This is a genomic window from Microbacterium sp. 22303 (assembly GCF_052045265.1).
In the GTDB taxonomy this organism is placed as follows: Bacteria; Actinomycetota; Actinomycetes; order Actinomycetales; family Microbacteriaceae; genus Microbacterium.
In genome coordinates this window covers 1-14,051 of sequence record NZ_JBQEOQ010000004.1, presented here as the reverse complement: position 1 = coordinate 14,051, position 14,051 = coordinate 1, and the positions used below count along the sequence as shown (strand labels likewise).

Annotated in this window: 13 protein-coding genes and 1 pseudogene; 12 read left to right on the top strand and 2 right to left on the bottom strand. The window is 66.7% G+C overall.

The genetic code is table 11. The features are described from left to right. Positions 1 to 24 precede the first annotated feature (24 nt). The 7 genes from ACTJI8_RS11965 (at position 25) to ACTJI8_RS11935 (ending at position 6,256) form a co-directional block, all read left to right on the top strand. Positions 25 to 297, top strand: a complete 273-nt coding sequence (locus tag ACTJI8_RS11965) for a metal-sensitive transcriptional regulator (RefSeq protein ID WP_440733666.1) — start codon at positions 25 to 27, stop codon at positions 295 to 297. A 158-nt stretch (positions 298 to 455) separates the two neighbouring features. After that, positions 456 to 1,616: an ABC transporter ATP-binding protein gene (locus tag ACTJI8_RS11960; protein WP_440733665.1), complete on the top strand. Its 1,161-nt coding sequence runs from the start codon at positions 456 to 458 to the stop codon at positions 1,614 to 1,616. After that, entirely contained in the window at positions 1,616 to 2,809 is a 1,194-nt protein-coding gene (locus ACTJI8_RS11955) for an extracellular solute-binding protein (protein ID WP_440733664.1), read from the top strand. The genes ACTJI8_RS11960 and ACTJI8_RS11955 overlap by 1 nt, the downstream gene beginning before the upstream one ends. Beyond that, positions 2,802 to 3,692, top strand: coding sequence for an ABC transporter permease (locus tag ACTJI8_RS11950; RefSeq protein WP_440733663.1), 891 nt, complete (start codon positions 2,802 to 2,804; stop codon positions 3,690 to 3,692). The genes ACTJI8_RS11955 and ACTJI8_RS11950 overlap by 8 nt, the downstream gene beginning before the upstream one ends. After that, on the top strand, positions 3,689 to 4,612 hold the full coding sequence (locus ACTJI8_RS11945; protein WP_233311385.1) for an ABC transporter permease: 924 nt from the start codon (positions 3,689 to 3,691) through the stop codon (positions 4,610 to 4,612). Before ACTJI8_RS11950 ends, ACTJI8_RS11945 begins: the two co-directional genes overlap by 4 nt. Before the next feature lie 23 nt (positions 4,613 to 4,635). Then, on the top strand, positions 4,636 to 5,568 hold the full coding sequence (locus tag ACTJI8_RS11940; protein WP_440733662.1) for an RNA polymerase subunit sigma-70: 933 nt from the start codon (positions 4,636 to 4,638) through the stop codon (positions 5,566 to 5,568). 127 nt (positions 5,569 to 5,695) lie between these two features. After that, positions 5,696 to 6,256, top strand: coding sequence for a dihydrofolate reductase family protein (locus ACTJI8_RS11935; RefSeq protein ID WP_440733661.1), 561 nt, complete (start codon positions 5,696 to 5,698; stop codon positions 6,254 to 6,256). 100 nt (positions 6,257 to 6,356) lie between these two features. On the opposite strand, the gene ACTJI8_RS11930 is transcribed toward ACTJI8_RS11935, so the two are convergent. Next, positions 6,357 to 7,724 (bottom strand): aspartate aminotransferase family protein, encoded by a 1,368-nt coding sequence (locus ACTJI8_RS11930; protein WP_440733660.1) that lies wholly within the window; start codon positions 7,722 to 7,724, stop codon positions 6,357 to 6,359. Between the two features lie 124 nt (positions 7,725 to 7,848). Continuing rightward, positions 7,849 to 9,012 (bottom strand): MFS transporter, encoded by a 1,164-nt coding sequence (locus tag ACTJI8_RS11925; protein WP_440734087.1) that lies wholly within the window; start codon positions 9,010 to 9,012, stop codon positions 7,849 to 7,851. Positions 9,013 to 9,470: 458 nt separating this feature from the next. On the opposite strand from ACTJI8_RS11925, the gene nrdH reads away from it, so the two are divergent. From nrdH to ACTJI8_RS11900, 5 genes and pseudogenes are all read left to right on the top strand, one after another. After that, on the top strand, positions 9,471 to 9,704 hold the full coding sequence (gene nrdH, locus ACTJI8_RS11920; protein ID WP_045273567.1) for a glutaredoxin-like protein NrdH: 234 nt from the start codon (positions 9,471 to 9,473) through the stop codon (positions 9,702 to 9,704). A 19-nt stretch (positions 9,705 to 9,723) separates the two neighbouring features. Further along, positions 9,724 to 10,161 carry a class Ib ribonucleoside-diphosphate reductase assembly flavoprotein NrdI gene (nrdI, locus tag ACTJI8_RS11915; protein WP_440733659.1) on the top strand — a complete coding sequence of 146 codons (438 nt, stop codon included), beginning with the start codon at positions 9,724 to 9,726 and terminating at the stop codon, positions 10,159 to 10,161. Beyond that, on the top strand, positions 10,143 to 12,320 hold the full coding sequence (gene nrdE / locus ACTJI8_RS11910) for a class 1b ribonucleoside-diphosphate reductase subunit alpha (protein WP_440733658.1): 2,178 nt from the start codon (positions 10,143 to 10,145) through the stop codon (positions 12,318 to 12,320). Before nrdI ends, nrdE begins: the two co-directional genes overlap by 19 nt. Before the next feature lie 36 nt (positions 12,321 to 12,356). Then, positions 12,357 to 13,334, top strand: a complete 978-nt coding sequence (gene nrdF, locus ACTJI8_RS11905) for a class 1b ribonucleoside-diphosphate reductase subunit beta (protein WP_440733657.1) — start codon at positions 12,357 to 12,359, stop codon at positions 13,332 to 13,334. Between the two features lie 363 nt (positions 13,335 to 13,697). Next, positions 13,698 to 14,051 (top strand): annotated as a pseudogene (locus ACTJI8_RS11900) (hypothetical protein); the annotation flags it as partial.

Below are 14,051 nucleotides of genomic sequence, written 5' to 3'. Positions count from 1 at the left end.
GAGGCGGGCGGTACTCTCTACCTCGTGATCGAAGACATCAAGAAGCGCGCCCTGCACCGCACCAGCATCCTCGAGGGGCAGCTCCGCGGCGTCGCGAAGATGATCGAGGGCGAGGAGTACTGCATGGACATCATCACGCAGTCCCGCGCCATCCAGCGCTCTCTCGAATCCCTCAACAAGCTGCTGCTGGAGAACCACCTGCGCACGCACGTGGCGCACATGTTCGACGAGGGCGGCGAGCAGCGCGAGCAGGCCATCGAGGAGCTCCTGAAGGCGTTCGACTTCCAGGCGAAGTAGCTCGCGCGAAACGACACCGAAACACGCATATTCGTTGATGGGCATCCAATTGACAACGAATATCGTCGTCGGAATCCAATGAACCTACGTTTTCCTCTGTACTGAGCGCAGATCCTGTGCCAGACTCTCCGCAGCGAAGAACTCACTGTGGAGGTTCCATGAGCGGTCCCATGTCCGTACCTGCTCAGAGCACGACCGATGCGCCCACCGGCGGCGTCGAGATCTCTGGCGTCACCAAGTACTACGGTGAGGCGACGGCCGTCGACCGGCTGTCGCTGTCGATCCGGCCGGGGGAGTTCCTCTCCCTTCTCGGTCCCTCGGGATGCGGCAAGACCACGGCCCTGCGCATGATCGCGGGCTTCGAGCACCCCGACGAGGGCGACATCCGCCTGAGCGGCCGGAGCGTCCTCGGCCTTCCCCCCCACAAGCGGGAGGTGAACACGGTCTTCCAGGCGTACGCGCTGTTCCCGCACATGACGGTGGCGGAGAACGTCGCTTACGGACTGCAGCAGCGCGGAGTGCCCAAGGCCGAGCAGCGCGAACGCGTGGCCGAGGCCCTCGACATGGTGCAGCTGCGCCGCTTCGCGGACCGCAAGCCCACCCAGCTGAGTGGCGGGCAGCAGCAGCGCATCGCACTGTCCCGTGCCCTGATCAATCGGCCCAGCGTGCTGCTGCTGGATGAGCCGCTTGCGGCTCTCGACCGCCAGCTGCGGGAGGAGATGCAGCTCGAGCTGAAGCTGCTGCAGTCGCGGCTCGGCACGACCTTCGTGTTCGTCACGCACGATCAGGCGGAAGCGCTGTCGATGAGCGACCGGATCGCGGTGATGCGTGCGGGGCGGATCGAGCAGCTCGCCGCCCCCGCCGACATCTACGCCGAGCCGGCGTCGGCCTACGTGGCATCGTTCATCGGCCAGCAGAACTTCCTGCACGGGACGGTACTCGGCGGCGACGCCGTCGACACCTTCGCAGGAACCGTGTACGGACGCTGGGGCGGGGAGCAGAGCGCGCCGGGATCCTCCGCTGTCGCCGCGATCCGCCCGGAGTTCGTGCGGCTCGCTCCTGCGGGACGTGCGGACGAACCCGGCCTCGACGGCACCGTGCTGGGCGTCTCGCATCTGGGCGAGACCCTGCAGGTCGCCGTGGACGTGGGCCGCGAGCAGACGTTCCTGGTGCGGATCCCCGCTCCCGGCGCGCCGGCGGTGGCCGTCGGCGACGCCGTGCGCTGCACCTGGAGCGACGCCGACGTGCGCATCTTCGCCGGCGACGGGATCCCCGAGACGGCCACCCACGTGATCGCTCTGCCCAAGGAAGCGGCCTGATGGCGCACGGCGGCGCTCACAGCCAGCCCCCGGTGCGGGTGCTCGCGAACGCTCCCTCCGCACGCAAGATCGGTGCCGAGCTGACGCGGCGCGGCTTCCTCGCGACCGCGCTTGCGGCTTCCGGCGCCGTGCTGTTCACCGCCTGCGCCCCGCAGAAGGCGTCGGCAGCATCCCAGGCGAACGGCGGTCCGCTCGAGGACAAGCTCTCGATCTACACCTGGAGCGACTACGACGATCCGGATCTGCTGAGCGCCTTCACGAAGAAGAAGGGGCCGAAGATCGTCGTCGACGCGTTCAACTCGAACGAGGAGCTCGTCGCGAAGCTGGTCGCCGCACGCGGCACGTCGGGCTACGACATCGTCGTCCCGACGGGTCCGTTCATCCTCCCCATGGCCGAGAACGGTCTCCTGGAGCGGCTGAACCTCGACCTGATCCCGAACTTCCAGACGATGAACCCCCACTTCATCCACCGCACGTTCGATCCGAAGAACGAGTACTCGATCTGCAAGGCATGGGGCACGACGGGCTTCGCCTACGACAAGACCGTGATCAAGCGGGAACTGACCGGGTGGGCCGACTTCATCGATGCGGCGCAGAACGAGGCCTCCGGGAAGACCTCCCTCCTCGATGACCCGGCGCCCATGTGCGGCATCTACTTCTGGTCCCACGGGATCGACTGGAACACGACGGACGAGAAGCACCTCGCGGACTGCGAAGCGTTCATGACGAAGGAGATCGCCCCGCATGTGATCTCCTTCGACTCCGCACCCGGCGGACAGATCATCCCGCAGGCGACCGCGGCGCTCGTGCAGGTGTACAACGGCGACGCGCGCACCGGGATCGCGGCGTCGAAGAATCCGGAGCGCTGGCAGTGGGTGCTGGGGGCCCCGGCGACCGAGATCTGGATGGACAACTGGTCGATCGCCAAGGGGGCGCCGCACCCCGAGGCGGCGCACGCCTTCATCAACTTCATCATCGCGCCGGACGTGCAGGTGAAGCAGATGGACTACATCGGCTACGACACCGGCGTCGAGGGCAATCAGCAGCGGGCCGAGGAGGCGGGATTGGAGAACCTCGACATGGTCTTCTTCACGGAGGAGCAGATCGCCACGATGCACGAGGGGAAGTTCACGAAGGCCCAGGAGCGGATCGTGGCGATCTGGTACGCGACGAAGGCGGCCGCCGGTGCGTAAGCTCAGGATCCGCTTCGGCCTGGCCCTGCCCGCCTGGGTGTGGCTGCTCGTCTTCTTCGTCGTCCCGATCGGGGTCGTGGTCTGGTACAGCTTCGGCTACAAGCCGAGCATCTTCGCCACCAATGCCAACGACAAGCTGTCCTTCGACCGCTACGTCGAGGCGCTCTCGCCCACGTTCTTCGCAACCTTCCAGAACACGCTCTGGGTGGGCATCGCCGGCACCGCGCTGTGCCTCCTGATCGGCGCACCGGTCGCGTACTGGATCGCCGTCAAGTGCGCGCCGAGCCGGCGCGGGATGTTCCTCGCGCTCGTGATGGTGCCGTTCTGGACCAACTTCCTGGTGCGCACGATCGGCTGGCAGATCATCCTCGCCCCGGAGGGATGGCTGTCGCACGCGCTGCAGTTCCTCGGCGTGATCCCGGGACCTCTCGGGATCCTGAACACCCGCGGCGCGGTGCTGCTCGGCGTCGTCTACAACTATCTGCCGCTCATGATCCTGCCCCTGTTCGTGGCATTCGACCGGGTCAGCGGACCGCTGCGCGAGGCGAGCAAGGACCTCGGGGCCGGCAGTTGGCAGACGTTCTTCCGCGTGACGATCCCGCTCGCGCAGCCCGGCATCATCGCCGGGGTGCTGCTGGTCTACATCCCGCTCATGGGCGACTACATCACGGCGACCGTCCTGGGCGGCGCGAAGGGCAACATGGTCGGTCAGATCGTCGCCAGCCAGTTCCAGACCGCGCAGAACTGGGCGCTCGGATCCGCGATGGCCGTGCTGCTCATCCTCACGATCGCCCTGTCGATCGGGGTCATGGCGGCGATCGGCTGGCTCGTCACGATCCCCATCCGCCGCAGCTACCGACTGACGCTGGAGGACGCACGATGACCGTCGTCGCAGAACGCCCGGCCGAGCAGGCGGATCCGTCACCGTCCACGACCCGGGCGGGATCCGGTCGCCGTGCGAAGGCGCCGCGCAACGTCAGCCGCTGGCTGCTGCCGCTGTGGGCAACGCTGGTGTTCGTCTTCCTGTTCCTGCCGATCGCCGTCGTGATCGTCTACTCGTTCAATGTCGGCCGGCTGCTGATCTCGTGGGACCACTTCGGCTTCGACTCGTTCGCCGCGATCGTCACCAAGCCGGCCGTCCGCGACGCGGTGCTGGTCTCGCTGCGCACCGGCCTCATCGCCGCCGTGCTGGCGACGGCGCTGGGCACCCTCGCCGGCATCGCGATGGCGCGCACACCCGGCAAGTGGGTGCCGTGGTTCCTGGGGTTGCTGCTGCTCATCTCGGTGACGCCCGAGATCGTGGACGCGGTGGCGCTGCTGCCCTGGGTCGTGTTCCTCGGTCAGGATCTGGGGTTGTCGATCTTCAACGACGGCACCGTGCGCCTGGTGATCGGCCAGTCGCTGTTCTCCATCGCGATCGTGTCCTACATTGTGCGGGCACGCCTGGTGGGCCTCGACGCCAAGCTCGAGGAGGCGTCGGCGGATCTCTACGCCAAGCCGTTCACCACCTTCGCGAAGGTCACGCTGCCGCTCGCGATGCCGGCCGTCCTCGCGGGCTTCCTGCTCTCGTTCACGCTGGGGCTGGACAACACGATCGTCTCCGCCTTCGTGCAGGTCTCCGGCACCACGCCCTGGCCCGTGTACGTGCTGAGCGCGCTGCGCAGCGGCCTGCGCCCGGAGATCGCCGCAGTGTCCACGATCATGCTCGTGCTGACGCTCGGGGCGCTCGCGCTGGTGGCGCTGGTCCTGAAGAAGGCGGGCGATTCCGCCGCCGACATCGCTCGGACGATGGCGGGAGGCTGATCGGGGCGGCTAGCCTCGGCTGCGTGGACGCCCCCGACCTCGCCGCTCTCCGCGGCGGCCTGCTCGCCTTCTGCTATCAGATGCTGGGTTCGCCGTTCGATGCGGAGGACGCGGTGCAGGATGCGCTCGAGCGGGCCTGGCGCAGCCGGGCGTCGTACGATCCGGACAAGGCGGCGCTGTCCACGTGGGTGTACCGCATCGCGCGCAACGTGTGCGTGGATCGGCTCCGCGAGACACCGCGACGCCCGCTCCCACGCGACCTCACGGACCCGGGCATCGACGTCGGCGCGCCCCTGGTGCCGGCACTGGACGTGCCCTGGCTGGTGCCGGCGCCGACCCGCTGGTGGGCCGACTCCGAGCCGGAGCGGGCGGTCGCCGAAGCCTCCGGGGTGCGGCTCGCGGTGACGCTCGTGCTGCAGGCGCTGCCGCCGAAGCAGCGCGGGGTCTTCATCCTGCGCGAAGTGCTCGGGCACTCCGCGGCGGAGACGGCCCGGATCCTGGAGACGAGCGTGCCGTCGGTGAACTCGGCATTGCAGCGCGCGAAGGCAGCTGTCGCAGAGCGATCCTCCCGCCCCGCCCCGCTGCGGCGCGAGACGGTCGAGCGGTATGCGCGCGCCATCGAGCAGGCCGACGTCGCCGCGCTCGCGGAGCTCGTCGCCGATGACGTGCTGTTCGAGATGCCGCCCGTGCCGTTCTGGTCGATCGGGCGCGAGACGTACGCCGCGTTCATGGCGCACCTGTTCGACTGGCAGGGGACTGGCTGGCAGACCCGTCCGATCTCGGCCAACGGGCAGCACGGCTTCCTGCTCCTGCGCGTCGACGACGACGGCCCGCACCCGCACACGGTGCAGCTGTTCGAAGCCGACGTGACGGGAACCCGGATCGGGCACGTGCTGGTGTACCGCGACGAGGCGCTGTTCGCCCTGTTCGAGCGCGAGGGCATCGTCGCAGTCTGACGAGTCCGAACGGATCCCGCCCGCACGGATTCCGCCCGCACCGATGACTTCGGCTGCTCTCGCCCGTACACCCTCATGAAGCCCTCCGCGGAGGATCCGCATCGGGGCACGAGGCGAGGAGCACGACATGGCACGCATCATCGTGGCGCAGTTCATCACTCTCGACGGCATCGTGGAGGATCCGGACGGATCCGACGGTACGCCGTTCGGCGGGTGGTGCTTCCGGCACGGTCCCGAGGCGATCTCGGGGGACAAGTTCCACTACGGCCCGATCCTGCAGACCGGGATCTTCCTGTTCGGACGCCGCACCTGGGAGGCCTTCTCGGCCCTGTGGCCGCCGCGCGACGAGACGGATCCGTTCGCCCGAGCGCTGAACGCCGCGGACAAGGCGGTCGTCACGGGCGGCGACATCGACCTCGCCCGGTGGCAGAACTCCCGGCGGGTCGAGACGGATCCGGTCGGCTGGGCGCGGGAGACCGCGGCGGAGCGCGACGTCATCGTGATCGGCAGCGGCTCGCTCGTCGAGCGCTTCGTCGCGGCCGGTGCCGTCGACGAGTACCGTCTGCGCGTATTCCCGACGGCGACCGGCGCCGGCCGGCGACTGTTCCCCGACGGCGCGGCGCTCGACCTCGTGAGCGTCGAGCAGGTCGGCCCGACGAGCCTGGTGATCGCGACGCCGTCGCGCTGAGCCTCGCGCGGCACGATCGCAGACTGCCGAGCGCGGCGCGAGCGCAGAAGAAAGGGGGGGCGGATCCCCATCCGCCCTCCCCCTGTCGCGTCCCCAGCGACTACAGAACCGACTCGGCCTCGGTCAACACGCCGCGCAGGATCCCGGCGATCTCGCGGAACTCCGCCGGCCCGATGGTGAGCGGCGGCGCGAGCTGGATCACGGGGTCGCCGCGGTCGTCGGCGCGGCAGTACAGGCCGGCATCGAACAGCGCGCCGGAGAGGAACCCGCGCAGCAGGCGCTCCGACTCGTCGTCGTCGAACGTCTTCCGCGTGGTCTTGTCCTTGACCAGCTCGATCCCGAAGAAGTAGCCATCGCCGCGCACGTCGCCGACGAGCGGCAGATCGAGCAGGGTCTCCAGCTCTGCGCGGAACAGCGGCGAGTTCTCGCGCACGCGCTCGTTGAGCTTCTCCTCCTCGAAGATGTCCAGATTCTCCAGGGCGACCGCGGCCGACACGGGGTGTCCGCCGAAGGTGTAGCCGTGCGGGAACGACATGTCGCCGTGCGCGAACGGCTCGTAGATCTTGTCGCTCACGATCGCGGCGCCCAGGGGGGAGTATCCGCTCGTGATGCCCTTGGCGCAGGTGATGATGTCGGGCACGTAGCCGTAGGCGTCGCAGGCGAACATGTGTCCGATCCGGCCGAACGCGCAGATCACCTCGTCCGAGACGAGCAGCACGTCGTAGCGGTCGCAGATCTCGCGCACGCGCTGGAAGTATCCGGGGGGCGGCGGGAAGCAGCCGCCTGAGTTCTGCACCGGCTCGAGGAAGACCGCGGCGACCGTGTCGGGGCCCTCGAACTGGATCATCTCCTCGATCCGGTCGGCCGCCCAGACGCCGAACGCTTCGGGATCCGTCGGCGCGCCCATCTCCGTGGCGCGGTAGATGTTCGTGTTCGGCACCCGGAAGCCGCCCGGGGTGACCGGCTCGAACATGGCCTTCATCGCGGGGATGCCGGTGATCGCAAGCGCGCCCTGCGTGGTGCCGTGGTAGGCGATCGCGCGGGAGAGCACCTTGTGCTTGGTGTGCTTGCCCTGCAGTTTCCAGTAGTGCTTGGCGAGCTTGAAGGCGGTCTCGACGGCCTCGCCGCCGCCCGAGGTGAAGAAGACCCGGTTCAGGTCGCCCGGGGCGTAGTCGGCCAGGCGGTCGGCCAGCTCGATCGCGGCGGGGTGCGCGTACGACCACAGCGGGAAGAAGGCCAGCTGCTCGGCCTGCTTCGCCGCGGCCTCGGCGAGGCGCTTGCGGCCGTGGCCCGCGTTGACGACGAACAGGCCCGAGAGCCCGTCGATGTACTGCTTGCCGGTGTCGTCCCAGATGTGGTGTCCCTCACCCCGGACGATGATCGGCACCCCGTTGCGGTCCATCGTGGACTGCCGGGTGAAGTGCATCCAGAGGTGATCGTGTGCTTTCTGTTGCAGATCGGCGCTCATGCTCCGATCTTGTCACTCGAAATCGGAAATGACAACAGATATCGAAGGTTGGGATCCCCGGATCCTGCGGATTCCGAGGTCGAGGCTCCGACGGCAGGGCTCGTGTGGTGGGTCGGACGACCGCTCAGGGCAGGGAGACGGCCTCGGTGTCCGGCATCGGCGCGGCGTCGCGGCCGCGCAGGTCGGGGAAGAAGCGCACGAACACGACCGAGACGATCAGCGCGACGGCGGCGAAGCACGTCGCTGCGAGGTAGGCCCCGGTGGGGCTGTGCATGCTGTCGATGAGGAAGCCGGCAATCGCTGATCCGGCGGCCGCGCCGATCAGCTGGCCGGTGCCGACCCAGCCGTACGCCTCGGCGGTCTCGGAGAACTTCACGCTCGCCGACGTGATCGCGAACAGCACCGCGAGCGCCGGCGCGACCCCGATGCCGGCGGCGAGCAGAGTGCCGCCGAGCCAGAACACGTTGAGGGACACCATCGTGAGCGCGAGCCCGACGGTCACGATGGTGAGCCGGCGGGCCATGGCCCAGGGGCCCATCGGCACTTGGCCCGAGGCGAGACCGCCGACGAGGCTTCCCACCGAGAAGACCGCGAGCACCAGACCTGCCGAAAGTCCCCCGTGGTCGAAGGTCTTCACCACGCCCACCTCGACGGCCGCGCAGGCGCCGATGAGGAGGAACCCGACGACCGTGGCCAGCAGCACCGGCGGCTTCAGCACGACGGCGCCGAAACCGCGGCGGCTGCGCGGGATGCGCACGCGCCCGACCTCGGGGGAGAGGATGAACCAGGCGCCGCCGCCCACGAGCACGGCGGCGACGAGCAGCAGGCCCTGTACGGTGCCGATCTGCGTGGAGACGATCGTGATCACGACCGGGGCCACGATCCAGATGATCTCCTGCAGCGATGCGTCCAGTGAGAACAGCGGCGTGAGCTGTGAGGAGTTCACGAGCTTCGGGTAGATGGTGCGCGCGGCGGACTGGATCGGCGGGGTCGAGAGCCCCGCGATCAGGCCGAGCACCACGTAGCCGGCGAGCGGCAGGAACGAGAAGAACGCCAGCCCGAGGAAGGCGAGCACGCAGATCGACAGGGTCAGCGTGAGCACGGGGCGCATGCCCCACCGGCCCATCCAGCGGCTGGTGACGGGCCCGGACACGGCCTGTCCGATCGACGACGCCGCGAGCACCAGCCCGGCCGCTCCATAGGATCCGGTCGCGTGCTGCACGTGCAGCAGGATCGCGAGACTCGCCATGCCGTTCGGGAATCGCGCCGTCAGCTGTGCGGCGATGATGCGCCCGACTCCCGGTACGCGCAGAAGCTCCTTGTATCCCGATCCAGCCACGGACCAACGCTACAGGTCTCGCGGTGCGGAGAGCAGGCCTCCCGGCCGATCGAGCGCGGCTAAGGGAGGGCTCGGCGCGACACGCCGACGACACGCCGGAGGGCGATTTCCACAGGCTGAGGAATGTCCGCGGCCCGTCCTAGCGTCGGATCTGTGGAGGGATCCGGTCGGGGTGTCGGCGACCCGCAGGAAATCGCGGTTCGGGGGTGCTCCGCGGCCGCCCGGGGCTGTGGACAAAAGCGTGGAGAACCTGTGGCGAAGCGGTGGAATACGGTGGAAAACTACAGGGTTGTAACTACTAGCCCTTGTGGTCGACCTGAATGTCCGTACCTATATGTAGTATTGAACTCCCGGCGGGGCCACCTGCCCGATAGTCGGGTTCTGAGGGGAAAGAAGAGGCGCAATACATGTCCATCACGGTCTACACCAAGCCCTCCTGCGTGCAGTGCAACGCGACCTACCGCGCGCTTGACGCGAAGGGCATCGAGTACGAGATCCACGACGTCTCGGAGGACGCTGCGGCGCTCGAGCACGTGAAGTCGCTCGGCTACCTGCAGGCTCCCGTCGTCGTCACCGACGAGGACCACTGGTCGGGCTTCCGTCCCGACAAGATCGACGAGCTCGCCGCTCGCCTGGCGTAATCGCGGAGGAGGCGATCTCATGAACGCCGCCACCGCGACCGCCGCGCCGCTGCTGGTCTACTTCTCGAGCATCTCGGGCAACACTGCCCGGTTCGTCGAGAAGCTGGGCCTGGAGGCGCGGCGGATCCCGCTGCACAGCACGGAGGAGCCGCTCGTCATCGATGAGCCCTTCGTACTGGTCACGCCGACCTACGGTGGCGGGCAGGGTCGCGGCGTCGAGAAGGGCGCCGTACCCAAGCAGGTCATCCGGTTCCTCAACGACGAGCGCAACCGGCGACACATCCGCGGAGTGATCTCCGCAGGCAACACCAACTTCGGCGACGCGTTCTGCGCCGCCGGTGACATCATCAGCCGCAAGTGCCACGTGCCCCACTTGTACCGGCTCGAGATCTACGGCACACAGGACGATGTCGATCGCGTGAGCGACGGATTGGAACGATGGTGGAAGCAGCAGTGAAGGACTCAGCGCCGGTGAAGGGCGAGATCGCGTTCAAGGCCAACGCAGCGTACGAGGGGCTCGACTATCACGCCCTCAACGCGATGCTGAACCTGTACGACGCGGACGGGAAGATCCAGTTCGACGCGGACAAGCGCGCGGCGCGGGAGTACTTCCTGCAGCACGTCAACCAGAACACGGTGTTCTTCCACTCGCTCAAGGAGCGCCTGGACTACCTCGTGGAGAAGGAGTACTACGAGGGCGCCGTCCTGGAGAAGTACTCGTTCGAGTTCATCCAGAAGCTCAACGATCTCGCCTACTCGAAGAAGTTCCGCTTCGAGACGTTCCTCGGCGCGTTCAAGTACTACACGAGCTACACGCTGAAGACCTTCGACGGCAAGCGCTACCTGGAGCGTTTCGAGGACCGCGTCGTGATGACCGCCCTCGCTCTCGCCGACGGCGACGAGAAGCTCGCGACGGGCCTGGTCGAGGAGATCATCTCCGGCCGCTTCCAGCCGGCGACCCCGACCTTCCTCAACGCCGGCAAGGCGCAGCGCGGCGAGCTCGTCAGCTGCTTCCTGCTGCGCATCGAGGACAACATGGAGTCGATCGCCCGCGGCATCAACTCCGCCCTGCAGCTGTCCAAGCGCGGCGGCGGCGTGGCGCTTCTGCTCTCGAACATCCGCGAGTCGGGCGCCCCGATCAAGCAGATCGAGAACCAGTCCTCGGGCATCATCCCCGTGATGAAGCTCCTCGAAGACTCCTTCTCGTACGCGAACCAGCTCGGCGCGCGTCAGGGCGCCGGCGCGGTGTACCTGAACGCGCACCACCCCGACATCATGCGGTTCCTCGACACCAAGCGCGAGAACGCCGACGAGAAGATCCGCATCAAGACGCTGTCGCTGGGCGTGGTCGTGCCGGACATCACGTTCGAGCTCGCCAAGAACGGCGAGGACATGTACCTGTTCTCCCCGTATGACGTCGAGCGCGTCTACGGCGTGCCGTTCGGCGACATCTCGGTCACCGAGAAGTACCGCGAGATGGTCGACGACCCGCGCATCAAGAAGACCAAGATCAACGCGCGCGAGTTCTTCCAGACCCTCGCCGAGATCCAGTTCGAGTCGGGTTACCCGTACATCATGTTCGAGGACACGGTGAACAAGGCCAACCCGATCAAGGGTCGGATCAACATGTCCAACCTGTGCAGCGAGATCCTGCAGGTGAACACGCCGACGACCTTCAACGAGGACCTCTCGTACGACCAGATCGGCAAGGACATCTCCTGCAACCTGGGCTCGCTCAACATCGCCCTGGCGATGGACGGCGGCGACCTGGCCAAGACGGTCGAGATGAGCATCCGCGCACTGACCGCGGTCAGCCAGCAGAGCCACATCGCTTCGGTCCGTTCGATCGAGGACGGCAACGACCGCTCGCACGCGATCGGCCTGGGCCAGATGAACCTGCACGGCTACCTCGCCCGCGAGCATGTCTTCTACGGTTCCGAAGAGGGTGTCGACTTCACCAACATCTACTTCTACTCCGTGCTGTTCCACGCGCTGACCGCGTCGAACCGGATCGCGATCGAGCGCGGCGAGACCTTCGACGGATTCGCCGACTCGACGTACGCGTCGGGTGAGTTCTTCGACAAGTACATCGATCAGGAGTGGGTGCCCGCGACCGACAAGGTCAAGGACATGTTCGCCGGTCACCACATCCCGACACAGGACGACTGGAAGGCGCTCAAGGCGTCGATCCAGGAGCACGGCATCTACAACCAGAACCTGCAGGCCGTCCCGCCGACCGGATCCATCTCGTACATCAACAACTCGACGAGCTCGATCCACCCGATCGCGGCGAAAGTGGAGATCCGCAAGGAAGGCAAGCTCGGCCGCGTCTACTACCCGGCGGCGTTCATGACGAACGACAACCTGGAGTATTACGAAGACGCCTACGAGATCGGTTACGAGAAGGTCATCGACACCTACGCCGCTGCCACGCAGCACGTCGACCAGGGCCTGTCGCTGACGCTGTTCTTCAAGGACACCGCCACCACGCGTGACATCAACAAGGCGCAGATCTATGCCTGGCGCAAGGGCATCAAGACGATCTACTACATCCGTCTGCGTCAGATGGCCCTCGAGGGCACCGACATGGCTGAATGCGTCAGCTGCACGCTGTGATCCGTCGTTCGATCTGGGATTTCTGAAGGAAGAGACATGACCCCCGAACCGCTCAAGCTGGTCGACCGCGTGCAGGCGATCAACTGGAACAAGATCCAGGACGACAAGGACCTCGAGGTCTGGAACCGACTGGTGAACAATTTCTGGCTGCCTGAGAAGGTGCCGCTGTCCAACGACATCCAGTCGTGGAACACGCTCACCCCCGAGGAGCAGACGCTCACCATGCGGGTGTTCACCGGTCTCACGCTGCTGGACACGATCCAGGGCACCGTCGGTGCCGTCTCGCTGATCCCCGATGCGATCACCCCGCACGAGGAGGCCGTCTACACGAATATCGCGTTCATGGAGTCGGTGCACGCGAAAAGCTACTCCTCGATCTTCTCGACGCTGTGCTCGACGAAGGAGATCGACGAGGCGTTCCGCTGGTCGGTGGAGAACCCGAACCTTCAGAAGAAGGCTCAGATCGTCATGGACTACTACCGCGGGGACGAGCCGCTCAAGCGCAAGGTCGCCTCGACCCTGCTGGAGAGCTTCCTGTTCTACTCGGGGTTCTACCTGCCGATGCACTGGTCGTCGCGGGCGAAGCTCACCAACACGGCCGACCTCATCCGCCTCATCATCCGCGACGAGGCCGTGCACGGGTACTACATCGGCTACAAGTACCAGCGCGGCCTCGAGACCCTCGACCAGGCCAGGCGGGACGAGCTGAAGGACTACACGTTCTCGCTGCTCTACGAGCTGTACGACAACGAGGTGCAGTACACGCAGGACCTGTACGACGAGGTCGGCCTCACCGAGGACGTCAAGCGCTTCCTGCACTACAACGCGAACAAGGCGCTCATGAACCTCGGTTACGAGGCGATGTTCCCCTCGACCGTGACGAACGTGAACCCTGCGATCCTGTCAGCGCTCTCGCCCAACGCGGACGAGAATCACGACTTCTTCTCGGGATCCGGATCCTCCTACGTCATCGGCAAGGCCGAGGCCACCGAGGACGAGGACTGGGAGTTCTAAGAGTCTTTCTCCGAGGTTCCGGCTAAACAGCTGGTCAGAGGCCCGGATCTGCGAAATCTCGCGGGTTCGGGCCTCTTCCGTGCCTTCCTCACCAAGACAGAGGAGGACAGAGATGACCAGGAGTATCCGTTCGGCGCTGCACGCGGGTGGCACGAGCGCACCTTCCGTATGGAAGCGAGGAGGTCCGCCACCCGAAATTTGGGGTCAGCGCGACGCCTCGGGCGTGCCACTTCGTGCCACACGCGTCGCAGGCGACTCGTCAGCATCCGCGGAAGCATGCGGATCCTGGGCCTCAGCGGCGTCGAGTGGCACGGAGTGGCACGACAGCCCAATGGGGTCCATTCGAGTCCACGGGAGGGCACGATGAGCGCAACAAAGCGAGAGCCGTGGGGCAGTCTGCGCAGGCTCCCATCCGGTCGCTGGCAAGCGCGCTATCCCGGGCCTGATGGAGAGATATACACGGCTCGGACTGACGACGACAAGGCGCTCACCTTCGTCACAAAGACGGACGCTCGCACATGGCTTGCTGCCGCGCACACCAAGATCTCTCTCGGCCAGTGGAAGCCACCGGCGGTCGTGGCGGCACAGAATCGTGCCGAAGCTGCTGCTGAGAAGGCGAGGTCGATGGGGTTCGAGGAGTACTCGGAGCGGTGGGTCGAGATGATGTCGGCGATGGTTGAAAACGAGGCCATAGTGACGGGCGAAAGCGAGGCCACC

What these genes read in the sequence shown, in the direction of transcription:
- nrdF (WP_440733657.1), top strand. Translation starts at nt 12,357, where the DNA reads ATGACCCCCGAACCGCTCAAGCTGGTCGACCGCGTGCAGGCGATCAAC.
- nrdI (WP_440733659.1), top strand. Translation starts at nt 9,724, where the DNA reads ATGAACGCCGCCACCGCGACCGCCGCGCCGCTGCTGGTCTACTTCTCG.
- ACTJI8_RS11955 (WP_440733664.1), top strand. Translation starts at nt 1,616, where the DNA reads ATGGCGCACGGCGGCGCTCACAGCCAGCCCCCGGTGCGGGTGCTCGCG.
- nrdH (WP_045273567.1), top strand. Translation starts at nt 9,471, where the DNA reads ATGTCCATCACGGTCTACACCAAGCCCTCCTGCGTGCAGTGCAACGCG.
- ACTJI8_RS11945 (WP_233311385.1), top strand. Translation starts at nt 3,689, where the DNA reads ATGACCGTCGTCGCAGAACGCCCGGCCGAGCAGGCGGATCCGTCACCG.
- ACTJI8_RS11930 (WP_440733660.1), bottom strand. Translation starts at nt 7,724, where the DNA reads ATGAGCGCCGATCTGCAACAGAAAGCACACGATCACCTCTGGATGCAC.
- ACTJI8_RS11960 (WP_440733665.1), top strand. Translation starts at nt 456, where the DNA reads ATGAGCGGTCCCATGTCCGTACCTGCTCAGAGCACGACCGATGCGCCC.
- ACTJI8_RS11935 (WP_440733661.1), top strand. Translation starts at nt 5,696, where the DNA reads ATGGCACGCATCATCGTGGCGCAGTTCATCACTCTCGACGGCATCGTG.
- nrdE (WP_440733658.1), top strand. Translation starts at nt 10,143, where the DNA reads ATGGTGGAAGCAGCAGTGAAGGACTCAGCGCCGGTGAAGGGCGAGATC.